Source organism: Mammaliicoccus sciuri (assembly GCF_002901825.1).
In the GTDB taxonomy this organism is placed as follows: domain Bacteria; phylum Bacillota; class Bacilli; order Staphylococcales; family Staphylococcaceae; genus Mammaliicoccus; species Mammaliicoccus sciuri.
This window is the reverse complement of record NZ_PPQD01000034.1, coordinates 426,147-442,685: the sequence shown is the minus strand read 5'-3', so window position 1 is coordinate 442,685 and position 16,539 is coordinate 426,147. Positions and strand designations below refer to the sequence as shown.

Genomic DNA, 16,539 nt, shown 5'->3' with positions numbered 1-16,539 from the left:
TGATATTTCTTCATTTGCAGACGCTTCTTCAACTGGATCTGTTGATTTGCCTTCTGCTTTTTCTTCTTGTGCATGTTTTTGAATTACATTTTCAGATGCGAATGCATCGTGCGTTGGTAAGCCTAAGAATATAAGCGTACCGATTAGTATCGAACACGTTCCTACTGTGTACTTACGGATACTAAACTTCTGTAATTTCCGTTGCTTATCCATTAGCAAGCCCCTTTACTATAAATTTCCTTAAAGGCAACTTTACTCATGGCTGAGTTCCCCGTTACTATTTTGTCTTTATCTCATTAGTAATGTGTTCAATATATATTCTTTAAATGAATCTCAGATATATGAGTGAAGTGCACACTATTAATATGTGAATGGTCGTGCGAAACTAACTCTCCTTTCGTTAAGATTATTCACACATAAGATATGAACAAAATTATATTTCGTTCTGAATTAGTATATCACTTTTAATGTCGATTTCAAATACTATTTATAAAGAACTCTATAAAATTAATATACAATTTTTACAATTTACAATATTTTGTACAAGTTTGATGAAGAATTATTAAGTCTGAATGAAAAGTATTATGACCATTTATTGAAGTCTGTTTATCGTTCGTGTAAATTAGATGAGTAGGTAAATAATTTGAAAGAGTTGATTGAAATGCCGCAAATTTATTTTGACGCCGCTTCTAAAGGCAATCCTGGAGAAAGTTGTTGTGCATGCGTCATTATTAAGGATGATGCGAGACATCATTTCACATCTTATTTAGGTGAAATGGATAATCATCGTGCTGAATGGGAAGCGTTAATCTTCTCTATTCAACATGCGATTGAATTAGAAGTTGGTAATGCGTTGATTTATACAGATTCGAAATTAATTGCAGATAGTATTGATAAAGATTATGTAAAGAATGCAACGTTCAAACCATACTTCGAACTATTTAAAGAATTAGAACGTCAATTTGATTTAATATTTGTGAAGTGGATTCCACGATCTCAAAATAAAGAAGCCAATCAATTGGCACAAACTGCCTTAAGAAAACAATTAAAGCATAAATAAAAAGCATATCACGACGGCGCGTGATATGCTTTTTACGTTTATTTATAAGAAGTTCGTAGTTAAATATTTACTTGATACAAATAATTCATGTTCATTACAAATTTCGATAGATTGTTCGATTTCATGATGATATGTCATTTGATTAAGTAAATCTTCTGTTTCTAATGGCACGTCTGTATGAATTTGCGCAAGTTGTTTCGACATTGCTAAGTCATCTCGATATGTGATGATTTTCTTTTGTTGACCTACTGTTAATTCATTAATGTTCTCAAGTACATTTTCAACAGATTGATATTGTTGAATCAGTTTAATCGCTGTTTTCTCACCGATACCTTTAACACCTGGATAACCATCAGCTGTGTCACCCATAAATGCTTTAACATCGACCAATTGATGTGGTTCTAGTCCATATTCTTCTCTAAATTTATGAATATCATATTTATTGTAAATATTGAAACCTTTTTTCGTCAGCCATATATCAACATCTGTATTTATACATTGTAATAAGTCACGGTCTCCACTCACGACATATGTTTCATGTCCTTTTTCTTGAGCGCGTTTACTAATTGTTCCTATAACATCATCCGCTTCATAATTTGTTATACCTAAATTCAGCATACCTAATTTTTCAGCAATTTCTTTCGCACGGTCAAATTGTGGAATCATTTCTTCAGGTGGTGCGACTCTATTTGATTTATATGCTTCAAACATATCATTTCTGAAAGTCTTAGATCCCATATCCCAACAAACAGCAACATGTGTCGGTTTAATGTCATTGATTACTGTATATGAATGTCTAATAAATCCTTGTACAGCATTTGTAGGAATACCTTTAGAATCTCTCATAAATTGTTTATGGATGCTTGTTGCATAAAAATGTCTAAATAATAAAGCCATACCATCTATTAATAATATTTTGTTACTCATATTGTGCTCCTTTATATCTCTTTCAAGACGTTTTCGATTTGTTCTATTACATCGTTATCAATATTCACAGATAAGTAATCTTCAATGAGATGAATCGTCTCTTGATTATACTGTTCGATGTACGACTCACCTATTGTATCATAATGTTCCAAATTCTTAGTTAACGCTTCATTAAATGTCACGATTGGATGGTCGATAAGCTTCATTGTATCATTTAAAATCTCATTTTGTGTTTCTTTTACTTTAGATGTCTTAATTAAATCTTTCTTGCTCACCGAACTGATCGTTTGTTTCGCAATATCTTGAACTTGAATGCTAATCGGTTCCGGATTGATTTCATTTTCAAAGTCATGCTTAAACTTAGAGATTAAAATAGAAGCATCATTTAATTCAACAATTGTTGGTGTTAATAAATCATCAAATGTTCTCGCATAAAAATTCTTTAATCTTTCTACGATAAGCGAGCTTTCTAAACTTAATTTCTGATTTAAATCATCTACATAATATTTCGTACTCATTTGCAGCGATTGTTTAAATTGATCCGTTACAGTTGATGTATTGAAATGTTTTTTGACAATATCATTTAATTGTATATTCAATCTGTCTTTCAAGTAATACAGTTGATCATGAATTTCTTTTTCCAGTTGATGATGTGATTTAATCACAATTTGATTTGTGAAGTTCTGTTTATCTTTATAACTGAGTAAAGTTGATTTTCTCTTTTCAAGCTGTGCTTTATCTTGTCTATACGTATGCACCATTTGTTCTAATTCATTTGTCAGTTGTTTAATTCTAGACTCTACTTGTGACTTGAGCACTTGCTTACTTTCAACTTTAACAAAGTGATCTAACGCTTCCATAAGTCGTTTAAACTGATCATTATGTGATTTCAATGCTTGTTTACTTGAAACTGGATAACACTCAGGTTTAATGTTCAATGCATCTAATGATGATTCTACATAAGATATAACAGCTTGTTTATCTTCTTCAGATTCTGCTAAATCAATGGCGTTAATGACAAATTTCAAACCTTGTGATTGTTGTAAATTATTCATATCACGCATGTAAGTTAAGAACTCACCGTCTTTATCAGTAAAGGCATGATTATAATAACTCACATAAATAATTAAGTCACTTGATGCAATAATTTGTTCAGTCTCTCTCGTATGTCTTTGGTTATTAGAATTCAGTCCCGGTGAATCGATAATAATCTTGTCTTTTAACCATGCTTCTTCAAGTCTTAAATTAATTTTGTGTACAAAGGCAGCATGCGTATCATCAGCTGTTAACTTCTCTAGTTCTTCTATATCGAATGTGACAGATTTGCCTTCTTTTAAGATATCTTTGTAATGGTTAAAGTTTGTCTCGATTGCTTCAAAGAATGCTAGATGATTACTCGATAATGAAGGATGTTGTTTAATCTCTTTATCTTCTATAAACGATTCAATTGTAGAGTACTGTTTATTGGCGAACTCTGTTATATGGTTAATCTCTTCTAATAATTGCTCATAAGTCTTAAATGTCACTTCTTGTTCAGTACCGTAACTAATTTCAGTAATACTTGCTGTCGTTGGATTTGGTGAACTTAGCAGCACGGGCTTTTGTAAGATGGCATTAATTAAACTACTCTTACCCGCACTAAATGTTCCGAATACAGCAATCTTTGTCAAATTGTGTTCTATTCTTTCGACTTGGCTTTCGATATTATGAACTTCACCTTCAAATAACGGCAGTTTCTTTAAATGATTGATTTGATCTTTAAGTTGTTGCAGATTATTTTCTTGATGTTCCGTTTGAACTTCTTTGAATTGTTGTTTCGTTTCTTTCTTATCTTCTAGGTCAAGGTCATTTATATGAATAAAATGTCTATCAATTAACTTATCAATAGATTCATCAAGGTGAATATAATAATGTTGATAATTATTCGTAATGAGTGATGTTTTTAAATTCTTAAATTCAACATATGTTTCATATTCATTTAATTGATTCGTTTCTTCATTCGATTCGTTATGCACTTCACTCACATTAACGATTTCTTCGATTAATTGATTTGTTTCATTGCGTATTTTTCGATTAATCATTTCTGTAATGCCTTTAGAATAAATTAACACGTAATCATTTGTAATGGACGTTTGTTCTTGTACATGACCGCTTAATTCTTCTTTACTAATCGTATATTGTTGGTTGATGATTTTCTCGAATAAGTCCGCATCTTGAATGTATTTGTTTAAGTTCTCTAATGATTTAATCCATACTTTCGTAATTTCATCGTGAATTTTGATGTCTAAAGCTTCTTTCACTTGTTCAAGCGTTTCATCTTGAATCATCGCTTTCTTCTTATCTTTATTAAATAATCCTTTAACTTTATAGTCTTTAGCAGTTGTTTCTAAATAATGACGAATTGTTTCTCGCATTTCGTATGGCATCAAATAAGCGTTATCTAAAATTTCTTTGCGCTTTTCTTTTAAATTTGAAGTGAACTGATCTTTATCTTGAATTAATGATTGTTCACTTTGGACGTTGAATTTCTCTTTGTATGCTTGATAATCGTCATCGAACGTTTCTTCAGTAGAATCAATATCAGAAAGAATCGTTTCCATATGTTGATTAATATATTTCAGCTGTTCTTGTTTAATGTAATTCGTCACACGGTCTATAAATACTTGGTGTTCCGTACGTTGTTGATCAAGCTGATGGATATACTTATTAAATAACTGCTTCTCATTATTCGGTGTATCATATTTAGAAACATAAAATATCTTTTCTAAATTCAGTTTCCAATCTGTAACGGCTTTGTTGACACGATTTTTATAAGTATCAAACGAGATTTCATCTTCATCATGTTTATCGACTTGGTTCACAACTAATATTACCGGAATATCCAATTTATTTAATGATTTAATAAAATTAAAATTCATATCCGACTGCACATGGTTATAGTCGACTGTATAAAATACATAATTAGATGTCAGCAAATATTGAAAAGCACTTTCTCTATGGTTATCACTCATAGAATCGACACCAGGTGTATCTTGGAAAGTAAATCCTTTATTAAATTTATCTGATGTAAATTCAATTTCAATAGATTCCACTTCTCTATCTTCTGTATTAAGCCTTTTAACATCTTCTTGATTATCTACGACTGTATATTGATTGTTGTTTAAATTAACGGAAATGCTGTTTTTGTCTGAAGAAATCAGTTGAGCTGTGTTACTAGTTGTCGGAACAGGAGAACTTGGTAATATATTTTGTCCGATAACATTGTTAATTAATGTAGATTTCCCTGCTGAAAAATGTCCGACAAAACTCACTGTATATTGTTCGTTATATATTTTTTTAATCATTTCATTGATTTGTTTAATTAATTGTTGGTTAGATGACTTTTCAATTTCTTTTTTTAATTTGTAAAGTAAATCTAATGATGCTTGATTACGATCCATTTTAATTCCCCTTTATTTTTACACAAATAATTTAAATAGTGTGATTTACATCACATTAATTTTTTAATCTCTATTCTATTATAAATAATGAAGAGAATATAAGAAAGGATGAATAAAATGACAGTGCAAAATAATGACCTAAACAAGAAGACTGATGACCACTCTCATGATGATCTGGATTTAAGAGGCACACTGTATTCAGTTTTCACATTAGGAGGCATCTTTGCAGTATTATGGGTAATTTGTTTTATTTTATTTTTAGTAAGAATTTAAGGGGTGAAATCTGTGCATAAATACGAAAAGTTATGGCTAAAAGTCGGCATAAGCTCATTAGTCATTTTCTTAACAATTTTGATGATTACAGGTTTGCATAATGGACACACGCCAGCCGCTTCTGGTAGAGACTATGTCAATCCTGATAAAGTCGATCAAATCGAACCTTTCAATAAACCAGGTTTACACAAAGTTAGCGGCAAAGATTACGACTATGAATTAGTTATTCTTGCTTCAGCTTTCAATTATCAGCCAGGTAAAGTCGAAATTCCTAAAGGTTCGAAAGTAAAAATCATTGCGACAAGTAAAGATACTTTGCATGGATTTAGTTTACCAGGAACGAACGTCAACATGATGTTAGAACCTGGACATATTAGTGAATATTACAAGACATTCAATGAGAAACGCGAATATTTAGTCATCTGTAATGAATATTGTGGTATCGGACATGCAGATATGAAGTCGATGATAAAGGTTGTGGATAAAAAATGATAACGCGATTAAATAAGAATGATAGCAGACTTGTGATGGTGCATATGTATGTAGCCATTGGTTGTTTAATCCTTGGTGGACTAGCAGGATTATTACAAACATTTGTAAGATCAGGTTTATTACAATTACCTAAACAAATTTCTTATTATCAAATCTTAACGGTGCACGGTATCGTATTAGCATTGGTACTGACAACTTTCTTTATCTTAGGATTTCAATTTTCTGCAGTAGCTAAGACATCTGGACATTTAACGTCTGTTCAAAGAAAGTTCGGTTGGGTTGGATTTTGGGTAATGATTCTTGGTACGCTCATGGCAGCAACAATGGTTCTATTAAACAAAGCCACTGTTTTATATACTTTTTATGCACCATTAAAAGCACATGCTATTTTCTATATTGGTATGGCGCTTGTTGTTGTAGGTAGCTGGATTTCTACAGTTGGACAAATTTTGAAATATGTAGAGTTTAAGAAGAAAAATCCAGGTAAGAAATCTCCCCTACTGAGCTACATGGTAGCAATCAACGGGGTAATGTGGATTGTATGTTCATTAGGTGTTGCTGCGACAGTACTCCTTCAATTAATTCCTTGGTCATTAGGTTTAGTTGAAAGAGTAGACGTAACATTAAGTAGAACATTGTTTTGGTATTTTGGTCATGCACTTGTTTATTTTTGGTTGTTACCAGCTTACATGTGTTGGTATGCAATTGTGCCAAAGATTATCGGTGCAAAAGCATTCTCAGACAATTTAGCAAGAATGTCATTTATGCTATTCTTATTCTTCAGTATTCCAGTTGGGATACACCACCAATTAGTTGAACCAGGTATTGATGATACATGGAAATACTTACAAGTTGTATTAACATTTATGGTTGTTATTCCATCAATGATGACAGCATTTAGTTTGTTTGCAACATTTGAAAATTACGGCCGTTCTAATGGATATAAAGGATTGTTTACATGGTTTAAATCTTTACCATGGAATGACGCAAGATTCGTATTACCATTCTTAGGTATGTTAGCCTTTATTCCAGGTGGCGCAGGTGGATTAGTTAACGCATCTGCACAAATGAATGGATTAATTCACAATACAATTTGGGTAACTGGACACTTCCATTTAACAATCGCTTCCGCGGTCATCATGACATTCTTCGGAATCATGTACTGGTTAATACCTCATTGTACAGGTAGAAAACTAACTAAATTCACGAATAAATTAGCGCTTATGCAAGGTTATACTTGGGCAATCGGTATGACAATTATGAGTGGTGCTATGCACTATGTTGGATTAGTAAAAGGCGCACCAAGAAGATCAACATATTCAGAATATGGCGGTGCTAAACAAGCTGCTGAATGGATACCATATCAAGTATTACAAGCAGTCGGGGGAACAATTTTATTTATATCTATAATATTAGTTGTAATGGTGTTTATACATTTAGCCTTCTTATCTCCTAAAGGCGAAGAAGAATATCCAGTATCAGAAGCATTAGATGAACAACAACCAGTCATTAGATTTGTTGAGAACTGGAGATTCTTAATCATCGTGACAGTATTGCTTATCTTAATTGCTTATACTGTCCCTATCGGACAGATGTTCACAGATCCAGCACCAGGAGCCAAAGGATTAGGAGAAGGAAAACTTTGGTAATTCTAAATTAATACATTTACCTTAGAACCTTCATACAATGATGAATAATAGGAAGACTGGCAACACATCTTTAGGAGATGCGATGCCAGTCTTTTTTGTTGTGTGGGGTTTGGGGGTGGTGGTTGTAATGAATATCTCTTGTCTAAATCTATTGGAGAAGCATGGTAATGAGTCGAGTCTTGTCTTAACGTCCAACTTAAGCCAAGAGATAGCTCAAGTTGTGGCTTAATGTCCTACTTAAGCCAAGAGATAGCTCAAGTTGGGCTTAATGTCCTACTTAAGCCAAGAGATTATCTAAGTCTTGTCTTAACGTCCAAATTAAGCCAAGAGATTACCTAAGTCGTAGCTTAACGACCTAATTAAGCCAAGAAATCGTCCAAGTCATGGCTTAAAGCCTAACTTAAGCCAAGAGATCAGCCTAAGTCATGGCTTAACGCCCAACTTAAGCTAAGAGATTAGCCAAGTCATAGCTTAAAGTCCTAATTAAGCCAAGAGATTACCTAAGTTGTAGCTTAACGACCTAATTAAGCCAAGAGATTACCTAAGTCGTAGCTTAACGACCTAATTAAGCCAAGAGATTACCTAAGTCATGGCTTAACGCCCAACTTAAGCTAAGAGATTAGCCAAGTCATAGCTTAAAGTCCTAATTAAGCCAAGAGATACTTGATATACCTCAAACCATACATCCCTACTATCCCCCAAACCAAAAAACCACCTGCTCTGCAGGTGGTTTCCGCTTTTCTACTTACTTCCTACTATCTATTTATTTCGTTTGCCCCAATATTGATAGTACGTACATTCGATATAGCCGTTAAATAGTTTTCTTCTTTTTGTGGCTTTCTTACCTACTAATGGTTCAAATTCTTTATAGCTTGTAAGCATATATAATGATGCTTGTTCGTTTTGTTTCATGATTTCGCCTAAGTGTTTGTACATTGCTTCTACTTCACTTCGTTCACCGATACGTTCGCCATATGGTGGGTTCCCGATTATTGAAACAGGTCCTTCTGGTACTTCTAGATTATGTACATCTTGGACTTTAAATTGAATGATGTCCCCTAACCCAACTTCTGTTGCATTATCTTTCGCGATTTCGACCATATTAGGATCGATATCACTTGCTATGATATTAATTTCTTTATCATATAATGCCACATCATCTGCTTCTTGTCTGAGTTGGTCATACAAGCCTTCTGGTATGATATCCCAATCTTCACTCGCAAACTCACGATTAAATCCTGGTGCAATATTTTGAGCAATGAGTGCTGCTTCTATTGCAAGTGTACCTGAACCACAGAATGGATCAATAAATGGTGTTTCACCGCTCCAGTTTGTTAATCTTACAAGCGCTGCAGCTAATGTTTCTTTCATAGGTGCGTCACCTTGTGCCAAACGGTAACCTCTTTTATGAAGTCCAGAACCTGAAGTGTCGATTGTTAATAAAGCTTCGTCTTTCAGTAATGATACTTCAACTTGGTATTTGCTACCTGTCTCATCGATCCAACCTTTAATTTGATACGCATGTTTCAATCTCTCAACTATCGCTTTTTTAACGATTGCTTGACAGTCGGATACGCTGAATAATTTAGATTTAACACTTTTACCTTGAACTGGGAACATACCTTGAGCGCCAATCACATTTTCCCATGGTAATGATTTAGTCTTTTCGAATAATTCGTCAAAAGTTGTTGCGTGGAAACGTCCTACTACGATTTTGACTCTGTCAGCAGTTCTTAACCATAAATTTGATTTAACGATTGCTGTTTCATCACCTTTGAAAAGTACGCGACCGTTTTCTACTTTTGTTTCATATCCTAATTCTTGAACTTCTCTAGCAACAATTGATTCTAATCCCATTGGACTAGTAGCGAGTAATTGATACATGCATATACTCCTTTATATTTAAATTATCATTATTTACAAATAAAAAGCTCTCCTACTTGGGAGAGCGACACTAGTAAGTGATAAATCTGTAAGCCATGTTTTGTCCTTTAGTACTGCTAACGTGTACTAGTTACACTCGTACGCCAGTGATAATCATCTGTCTGTATGATTACATACCTTCTTATTCCGTTCATTTCCGTCAAAGAAGTGCTCCTACCAATTTTGGATTGCTCACTCGAGGGGTTTACCGCGTTCCACCTTTTACATTTCTGTAAAAGCTACGTCACTGTGGCACTTTCAAACTACTTTAACCATATTATAAATAACTTAGGTTATTTCGTTGCCGTCAATTATTTGCCCTGGCTTATTGTTTCGCCAAGCACGAACACTACATTCATCTCAGAATGTGTGAGCATGGACTTTCCTCTACTTAACGTAGCGATTATCCGAAATACCACTCAACAAAGAATTATAGCATAAACGACGTTAAATAACTATCATTTATTCGCCGAATACTGCTTTTTCAAGATTAGAAATTCGTTTTAAGATATCTACATTATTGGAATTGTATTGTTGTGAACCTTGTGGTCTGCCTGACGCGACACGGATTCTTAACTGTTCGATTTCTTTTTTGAGTTTAGAATTTTCTTCTGTTAATTTGATGACTTCGTTATTTAACTCAGCCATTTTTTGATAGTCTGAAATAATGTCATCTAAAAAAGCATCTACTTCTTCAGTTTTGAAACCTCTTAAACCTCTTTCAAATTCCTTTTCATAAATATCTTTTGCAGATAGCTTTAATGTTACATCAGCCATTTTTACACCTCATTTAATATGATTCGTTGTCATTATTATAATTAAATTCCATAAAGTCTTGTAAATCCATGAATGTAATAACATTATAAGTATAGTTTGTCTTTTCAGCAAAATCAACTAACTTACTTTTGAAGTATTTAGGTGATGCTTCTTGTTCATCATCATAAAATAAAATTGTCTTATCAGTGTTATCGAGTATAAATTCATTAGCTTGTTGAAATTGGAACCCACCTTGATAGTCACTTTGATGAATCGCATTGACATAGTCTGCTTGTGTGACAATATTGTGATAAGCTTGTTGGTTTGTTTCATTCCATTTATTATAGTGATTTAAAAATGGCGTCAATATCGCAAGTTTCAATTGTGGGTATTTATTTTTCATTTCAATGGTCACTTCAGCTGCCCATAGTTCAAATCCTAATTGTCCTGAAATAATGACCCACTCCATACCTTCTTCTATTTCTTGCTCAATTATTTCTTTAAGATATGCTTTGATGACTTTAACTTCTGGCTGTTCATTTTTAAAAATATTCAATTCAAACGGTTTGTATCCCGTAAAATATACTGACGTCATGATAAATCACCTATATGTGTATAAATATAATTTAAATCATGTTGTACAGCTTTATGCTTTTCAAAGAAGAGTTTCTTACTTGTACGTTTATAATGGCATTCTACAGATAACTCTTTGTAGTTACTAATTAAGAGTTGAAATTTCTGTTCATTCATATATTGTAATTTCAATACTGTATCTTGATGAACAGCAAGTTTATCTAGCAAAACATCGACTTGTTCAACAAATGGTACGACATCTTTATAAAAGTTGTATTCGTAGTCATCCTTTGCATGTTGAAAAATATCTAGCATATCATTTAATTTATTTAAAAGATCTTGTATCATCGCTACACCTACTATTAATGAAGTTTGTATTTTAAATGTCCTCACGATAAAATGATAACATAACTAGAAAAGTTCTAGAATATTTATGTATCATTAAAAACTTTTGTAACTTATAATGAAATAAGGTATAATGTTTAGAGTTTTATGATATGAAGCTAGGTGATGAATTTGAATTATCCAAACGGAAAAAAAGTTACAAAAAATACTTCTAAAGTCTCAATTCAAAGCGACCCAAAATATAGTAGAATACAATATGGTAAACGGGGTATGAGATTAGAGGAGGAAATTGATAAATCCAATGAATACTTCAGATTAGAAAATATAGCCGTTATTCATAAGAAACCAACACCTATTCAAATCGTTGATGTTGACTACCCTAAAAGACAAAAAGCGGTCATTAAAGAAGCTTATTTTAGAAAGCCTTCAACAACAGATTATAATGGCGTTTATAATGGATACTATATTGACTTTGAAGCTAAGGAAACGAAAAATAAGACAAGTTTCCCTTTAAATAATATCCACGATCACCAAGTATCACATATGGAACAAGTACTAAACCAAAAAGGCATATGTTTTTTGTTGATAAAATTTAGCTATCATGATAGCGTATTTTTATTGCCTTTTAGGAAGTTTATGGTATATTGGGACAGATATAAATCTGGAGGGAAAAAGTCCATCACACTTAAAGAGATTGAAAATGATGGTTACTTAATACCAATCCAATTTAAACCAAGAATTAACTACATAACAATAGTTGATCAATTGATAAAAACAGAAAGTGAGGCGCTCAAATGAGTCAATCAAAAGCTTCTAATAGTAAAAATGGTAAAGAACAACCTAAAAAGAAAAGGAATATCAAACGGACGATTATTAAGGTGTTCGGTATTCTCGTGCTAGCATTCTTAGCAATGGTAATCGTAGGTGTTCTCGTATTTGCATATTATGCTTGGAAAGCTCCTGCTTTCAATGAAAGTGCGCTTAAAGACCAATTACCAACTAAAATTTATGACAAAAATAATAAACTTGTCACGACCCTTTATATGGGACAAAAGAGAGAACATGTTAAGTTTGATGAAGTACCAGACAAAATGAAAGATGCTGTATTAGCTACTGAGGATAATCGCTTCTATGATCATGGTGCATTAGATTATAAACGTTTATCTGGAGCAGTCATGAAGAACTTTACAGGTGGCTTTGGTTCACAAGGTGCATCTACATTAACACAACAAGTTGTAAAACGTTCATTCTTAACTGATAAGAAATCAATTGAAAGAAAAGCTCAAGAAGCTTACCTTTCATATAGATTAGAACAAGAATATTCTAAAGATGAAATCTTTGAAATGTACTTAAACAAAATCTATTACTCAGATGGTATTTACGGTTCTCAAACAGCAGCTAAATATTATTTCAATAAAAAATTGAAAGATTTAAACTTAGCTGAAACAGCTTACTTAGCAGGATTACCACAAGTACCAAATCAATATAATATTTATGATAATCCTGAAGCGGCTGAAAAACGTAAAGACACTGTTCTTTATTTAATGGAAAGACACGGTAGAATCACTAAGAAAGAAATGAAAGAAGCACAAGATACACCTATCGATAAGAACTTAGTGAAACGTACAGTCGAAGAAAGAAATGACGCGATGACAGATACGCCTGATAATGAGTACGCTTCTTACATTAACTATGTTAAACAAGAAATTACTCAAAACAAAGCGTTCAAAGGTCAATCATTAAATGATATTATGACAAGCGGTCTTAAAATCTACACAAACATGGATAAAGATGTTCAAAAAACATTACAAGAGTCAGTTGATAACGGTACATTCTACAAGAATAAAGACCAAATTACTGGTTCATCTATAGTAGATACGAAGACTGGTAAATTAGTCGGTATCAGTGGTGGTAAGAATTACAAAGACGTAGTGGATAGAAACCAAGCAACAGATGTCCATCCAACAGGTTCATCTCTAAAACCGATACTAGCTTATGGGCCAGCAATTGAGAATATGCAATATGCGACAAACCATAAGTTCCAAGATGAAAGCGAATATAATATCAACGGTAGTATATTCAAGAACTATGATGGTCAAGGTCACGGTTCAGTTACAATGGCAGATGCATTAGCAAGATCATACAACATCCCAGCATTGAAATCTTGGCAAGAAACAAACCAAAATGCTGGTGAAAAAGCAGTTAAAGACTTTGCTTCTAAAGTGAATTTAAATTATAAAGATGAAATTGGACCTTCAGAAGTACTTGGTGGTTCACAATCAGAATTCTCCCCTACTCAATTAGCATCAGCATTTGCATCAATGGGTAATGGTGGAACATACAATGAAGCAAAATCAATTAGAAAAGTTGTCACTCAAGATGATGAAACTATCAAATTCTCAAGCGAAAGCCATAAAGCTATGGAAGACTACACAGCATACATGTTAACTGAAATGCTAAAAGGAACATTCCAAGCATACGGTTCAGCTTATGGATATGGAATTAACGGCGTGAACGTAGCAGCTAAAACAGGTACTGGTACTTATGGTGATGAAGTATACAATGAATATCAATTACCTGAAAATGCAGCGAAAGACGTTTGGATTACAGGTTATTCGCCACAATACACAATGTCAGTATGGATGGGCTTCAATAAAGTTAAAGAATACGGTGAAAACTCATTCTTAGGACATGATGAACAAACGAAACCACAAATATTATTCAATGAAGTTATGTCAGAAATCTCTAATTATGACGGTGCAGACTTCGAAAAACCAGATTCAGTAACAGGAAGCGGTAAAAGCTTGAGCGTTGCAGGTAATGAAGACAATGATACAACATCAAGCTCAGCACCTAGCAATAGTAATGGTAATAGTAGCAGTCAGCAAAATAATTATAACTTCTCAAATAACAATAATAATGTAACAACAAACGAACCACAGACGAATTCAAATTCATCAACAACACAACAAAATAATACACAACAACAGTCATCTACTAATCAGAACGTAACAACTGAAGAGCAAACGACTGAAACACCAACATCGGAAGAATCAGATTCAGACTCGGAAGATAATAGTTCGGCCTCTGATGCAGCAAAACAAGCTGCCAAAGAAGAGAAAGATGACTAAGATATAGAAAAAGCATCACATCCTTTGCGGGATGTGATGCTTTTTTGATTTATATAATAGTGTGTTAAATTATAGTCGGGTATATCGCACGAAGACTCGAAGATATCGTGCGCAAGGGTATAAAAACAGGCCCTATCGCACGAAGACTTAAAGATATCGTGCGCGAAGCTATAAAAACAGGCCCTATCGCACGAAGACACAAAGATATCGTGCGATACGGCCTATAATTTTTATTCTCCGCTTTCACGTTGTGCGGCTCTTTTAAGTTGGATCTGATATCTCGCATTCATTCTGATTAATTCTTCTTTCAATGTTACCATTTGTCTATATCCCATAAAGTGATATATTCTATCGTTTATATAGTGGTATCGTTCTTCGAAATTCATTGGTATAACTGGATATTCTTCGATATGTGCGATATCAAATGTTTCTATTTGATTGATTTGTTCTATATAAGCGATGATCAAATGATAATATTGATCTAACAATTGATGTGCTTCACTTGTTTTAAGCTTTTTATTTTTAACAAGTGGCTCTATTTGTTGTTCAAGTACTGTGAAATCATTTTTTTGTATCATGCGCCCTCAACCTTTACTAACCCAGCTTTTAATCGTTTTTGCCCTTCTCTACAATCTGCAAATAATGGACATACTTCGCATTTCGGTTTACGTGCTACACAGTGATAGCGTCCAAAGAATATAAGCTGATGGTGACTTTTTGTCCATCTTTCTCTTGGAATAATGCTACATAAACGATCTTCAACTTGGCGCACATTGTCTTTAATTCTACATATTGCAAGGCGTTTAGATACGCGCTCAACGTGTGTGTCTACTGCTAATGATGGTTCTCCGAATGCTACACTCATCACAACATTCGCTGTTTTACGCCCTACACCAGCTAATGATTCTAATTCTTGATGTGTACTTGGTACGACACCATTAAAATTATCTAACAGCGATTGACAAAGTTTTTGTATATTTTTAGCTTTATTGCGGTATAAACCGATTGAACGAATGTCATTTTGTAGTTCTTCTAAACTTACATTTAAATAGTCTTCAGGTGTTTTATACTTTGCAAAAAGCGATTTCGTCACTTTGTTGACGAGTACGTCTGTACACTGTGCAGAAAGTAATACTGCGATTGTAAGTTCGAATGGATTGTCATGAACGAGTTCACATTCGGCATCTGGAAACATTTCATCAATAACATCCATCATTTCTAATGCTTTCTTTTTACTTATCATAAGGATTCTCCCCATTTACCCAATCAAAAGTCGGGATTAAATTAACATTTTGTTTTACTTTTTTAGTTTGATTAAACTTTTCACTTTCTTCTTTGGAAGATTCAACAGTAGTGATGTGCTTCTTCTTCCAGTTTAATAAAATGCGGTCGATATATTTGATGCTGAGTTTGTCTAAACTATGCGCTTCGTTAAGCGCGCTCATAATGAGTTCGTTTGAATGTTTATCAGTATCAATCCAGTGGTTTAATGTTTGAACTTCTAATGGTGTTAATGGTCGACCGAAAGTGGATTCGAATTCTTGGAATAATTTCTTGAATTGTAAGTTTTGATCTTCTACTGTACCTTGTTGCATCGCTTCGTTTTTGATTAATGCAAGTTGTTCATACAAAGGATCAAATGATATGAATTCATTATATTTATGTTGGTCATCTTTTTCAATTTTAATGTCTATAATTTTTAATTGAGAAAGTTGATTAATGATATGACTCACTTCTTGTATAGATAAAGTCGTGCCACGTTGAATATCTTCTAATGGAGGCTGTAAGTTTCGATCATTCTCTTGATCCAGCAATTTAATTAGGATAACGAATTGTTTTTCATTTAATCCCAAATTGGCATAATGATCAAACAAAGCTCTTTGTACAACGACTGGCTTTTCTTTTAACATAGCACTTGTATACATATTTTCACCTACTTCATTATAAAAATATAGAGTCTGGGATCACTA

Annotated in this window: 15 protein-coding genes and 1 other RNA gene; 5 read left to right on the top strand and 11 right to left on the bottom strand. The window is 33.3% G+C overall.

Annotation, left to right across the window (positions count from 1 at the left end; genetic code table 11):
* A partial coding sequence (locus tag CD035_RS13650) for a YSIRK-type signal peptide-containing protein (RefSeq protein WP_142383038.1) occupies positions 1-213 on the bottom strand: 213 nt, incomplete at its 3' end.
* A gap of 448 nt (positions 214-661) precedes the next feature.
* Between CD035_RS13650 and CD035_RS13645 the strand changes: the two genes are divergently transcribed.
* Positions 662-1,060 (top strand): ribonuclease HI family protein, encoded by a 399-nt coding sequence (locus tag CD035_RS13645; RefSeq protein WP_048539803.1) that lies wholly within the window; start codon positions 662-664, stop codon positions 1,058-1,060.
* 42 nt (positions 1,061-1,102) lie between these two features.
* Here CD035_RS13645 and CD035_RS13640 read toward each other — a convergent pair whose 3' ends face one another.
* Both CD035_RS13640 and CD035_RS13635 read right to left on the bottom strand, forming a co-directional pair.
* A complete protein-coding gene (locus CD035_RS13640; protein WP_048539802.1) occupies positions 1,103-1,987 on the bottom strand; it encodes a 5'-3' exonuclease in 885 nt (294 codons plus the stop codon).
* 11 nt (positions 1,988-1,998) lie between these two features.
* Complete coding sequence (locus CD035_RS13635; protein ID WP_048539801.1) at positions 1,999-5,427, bottom strand: dynamin family protein; 3,429 nt, start codon at positions 5,425-5,427, stop codon at positions 1,999-2,001.
* A 285-nt stretch (positions 5,428-5,712) separates the two neighbouring features.
* Between CD035_RS13635 and CD035_RS13630 the strand changes: the two genes are divergently transcribed.
* Positions 5,713-6,192 carry a cupredoxin domain-containing protein gene (locus tag CD035_RS13630; protein WP_048539800.1) on the top strand — a complete coding sequence of 160 codons (480 nt, stop codon included), beginning with the start codon at positions 5,713-5,715 and terminating at the stop codon, positions 6,190-6,192.
* Entirely contained in the window at positions 6,189-7,841 is a 1,653-nt protein-coding gene (locus CD035_RS13625) for a b(o/a)3-type cytochrome-c oxidase subunit 1 (protein ID WP_048539799.1), read from the top strand. The genes CD035_RS13630 and CD035_RS13625 overlap by 4 nt, the downstream gene beginning before the upstream one ends.
* 759 nt (positions 7,842-8,600) lie before the next feature.
* Here CD035_RS13625 and CD035_RS13620 read toward each other — a convergent pair.
* From CD035_RS13620 to CD035_RS13600, 5 genes are all read right to left on the bottom strand, one after another.
* Positions 8,601-9,725: a THUMP domain-containing class I SAM-dependent RNA methyltransferase gene (locus CD035_RS13620; protein ID WP_048539798.1), complete on the bottom strand. Its 1,125-nt coding sequence runs from the start codon at positions 9,723-9,725 to the stop codon at positions 8,601-8,603.
* A gap of 84 nt (positions 9,726-9,809) precedes the next feature.
* An RNA gene (gene rnpB, locus CD035_RS13615) (RNase P RNA component class B) lies at positions 9,810-10,179 on the bottom strand.
* Positions 10,180-10,226: 47 nt separating this feature from the next.
* Positions 10,227-10,541, bottom strand: coding sequence for a cell division regulator GpsB (gpsB, locus tag CD035_RS13610; protein WP_025905495.1), 315 nt, complete (start codon positions 10,539-10,541; stop codon positions 10,227-10,229).
* A gap of 13 nt (positions 10,542-10,554) precedes the next feature.
* Entirely contained in the window at positions 10,555-11,118 is a 564-nt protein-coding gene (locus CD035_RS13605) for an SLOG family protein (protein WP_048539797.1), read from the bottom strand.
* The gene (locus CD035_RS13600; RefSeq protein WP_048539796.1) at positions 11,112-11,441 is read right to left on the bottom strand and encodes a DUF1798 family protein; all 330 of its coding nucleotides are present in this window, start codon (positions 11,439-11,441) and stop codon (positions 11,112-11,114) included. The genes CD035_RS13605 and CD035_RS13600 overlap by 7 nt, the downstream gene beginning before the upstream one ends.
* Before the next feature lie 168 nt (positions 11,442-11,609).
* On the opposite strand from CD035_RS13600, the gene recU reads away from it, so the two are divergent.
* On the top strand, positions 11,610-12,236 hold the full coding sequence (gene recU / locus CD035_RS13595) for a Holliday junction resolvase RecU (RefSeq protein ID WP_048539795.1): 627 nt from the start codon (positions 11,610-11,612) through the stop codon (positions 12,234-12,236).
* Complete coding sequence (locus tag CD035_RS13590) at positions 12,233-14,569, top strand: transglycosylase domain-containing protein (RefSeq protein ID WP_048539794.1); 2,337 nt, start codon at positions 12,233-12,235, stop codon at positions 14,567-14,569. The genes recU and CD035_RS13590 overlap by 4 nt, the downstream gene beginning before the upstream one ends.
* A gap of 230 nt (positions 14,570-14,799) precedes the next feature.
* Here the strand turns inward: CD035_RS13590 and CD035_RS13585 are convergent, their stop codons facing one another.
* The 3 genes from CD035_RS13585 to CD035_RS13575 are packed head-to-tail and all read right to left on the bottom strand — an operon-like array spanning position 14,800 to position 16,494.
* The gene (locus tag CD035_RS13585) at positions 14,800-15,147 is read right to left on the bottom strand and encodes a YpoC family protein (protein WP_048539793.1); all 348 of its coding nucleotides are present in this window, start codon (positions 15,145-15,147) and stop codon (positions 14,800-14,802) included.
* The gene (gene nth, locus CD035_RS13580) at positions 15,144-15,812 is read right to left on the bottom strand and encodes an endonuclease III (RefSeq protein WP_048539792.1); all 669 of its coding nucleotides are present in this window, start codon (positions 15,810-15,812) and stop codon (positions 15,144-15,146) included. The genes CD035_RS13585 and nth overlap by 4 nt, the downstream gene beginning before the upstream one ends.
* Positions 15,802-16,494, bottom strand: coding sequence for a DnaD domain-containing protein (locus tag CD035_RS13575; RefSeq protein ID WP_048539791.1), 693 nt, complete (start codon positions 16,492-16,494; stop codon positions 15,802-15,804). Before CD035_RS13575 ends, nth begins: the two co-directional genes overlap by 11 nt.
* Positions 16,495-16,539 lie beyond the last annotated feature (45 nt).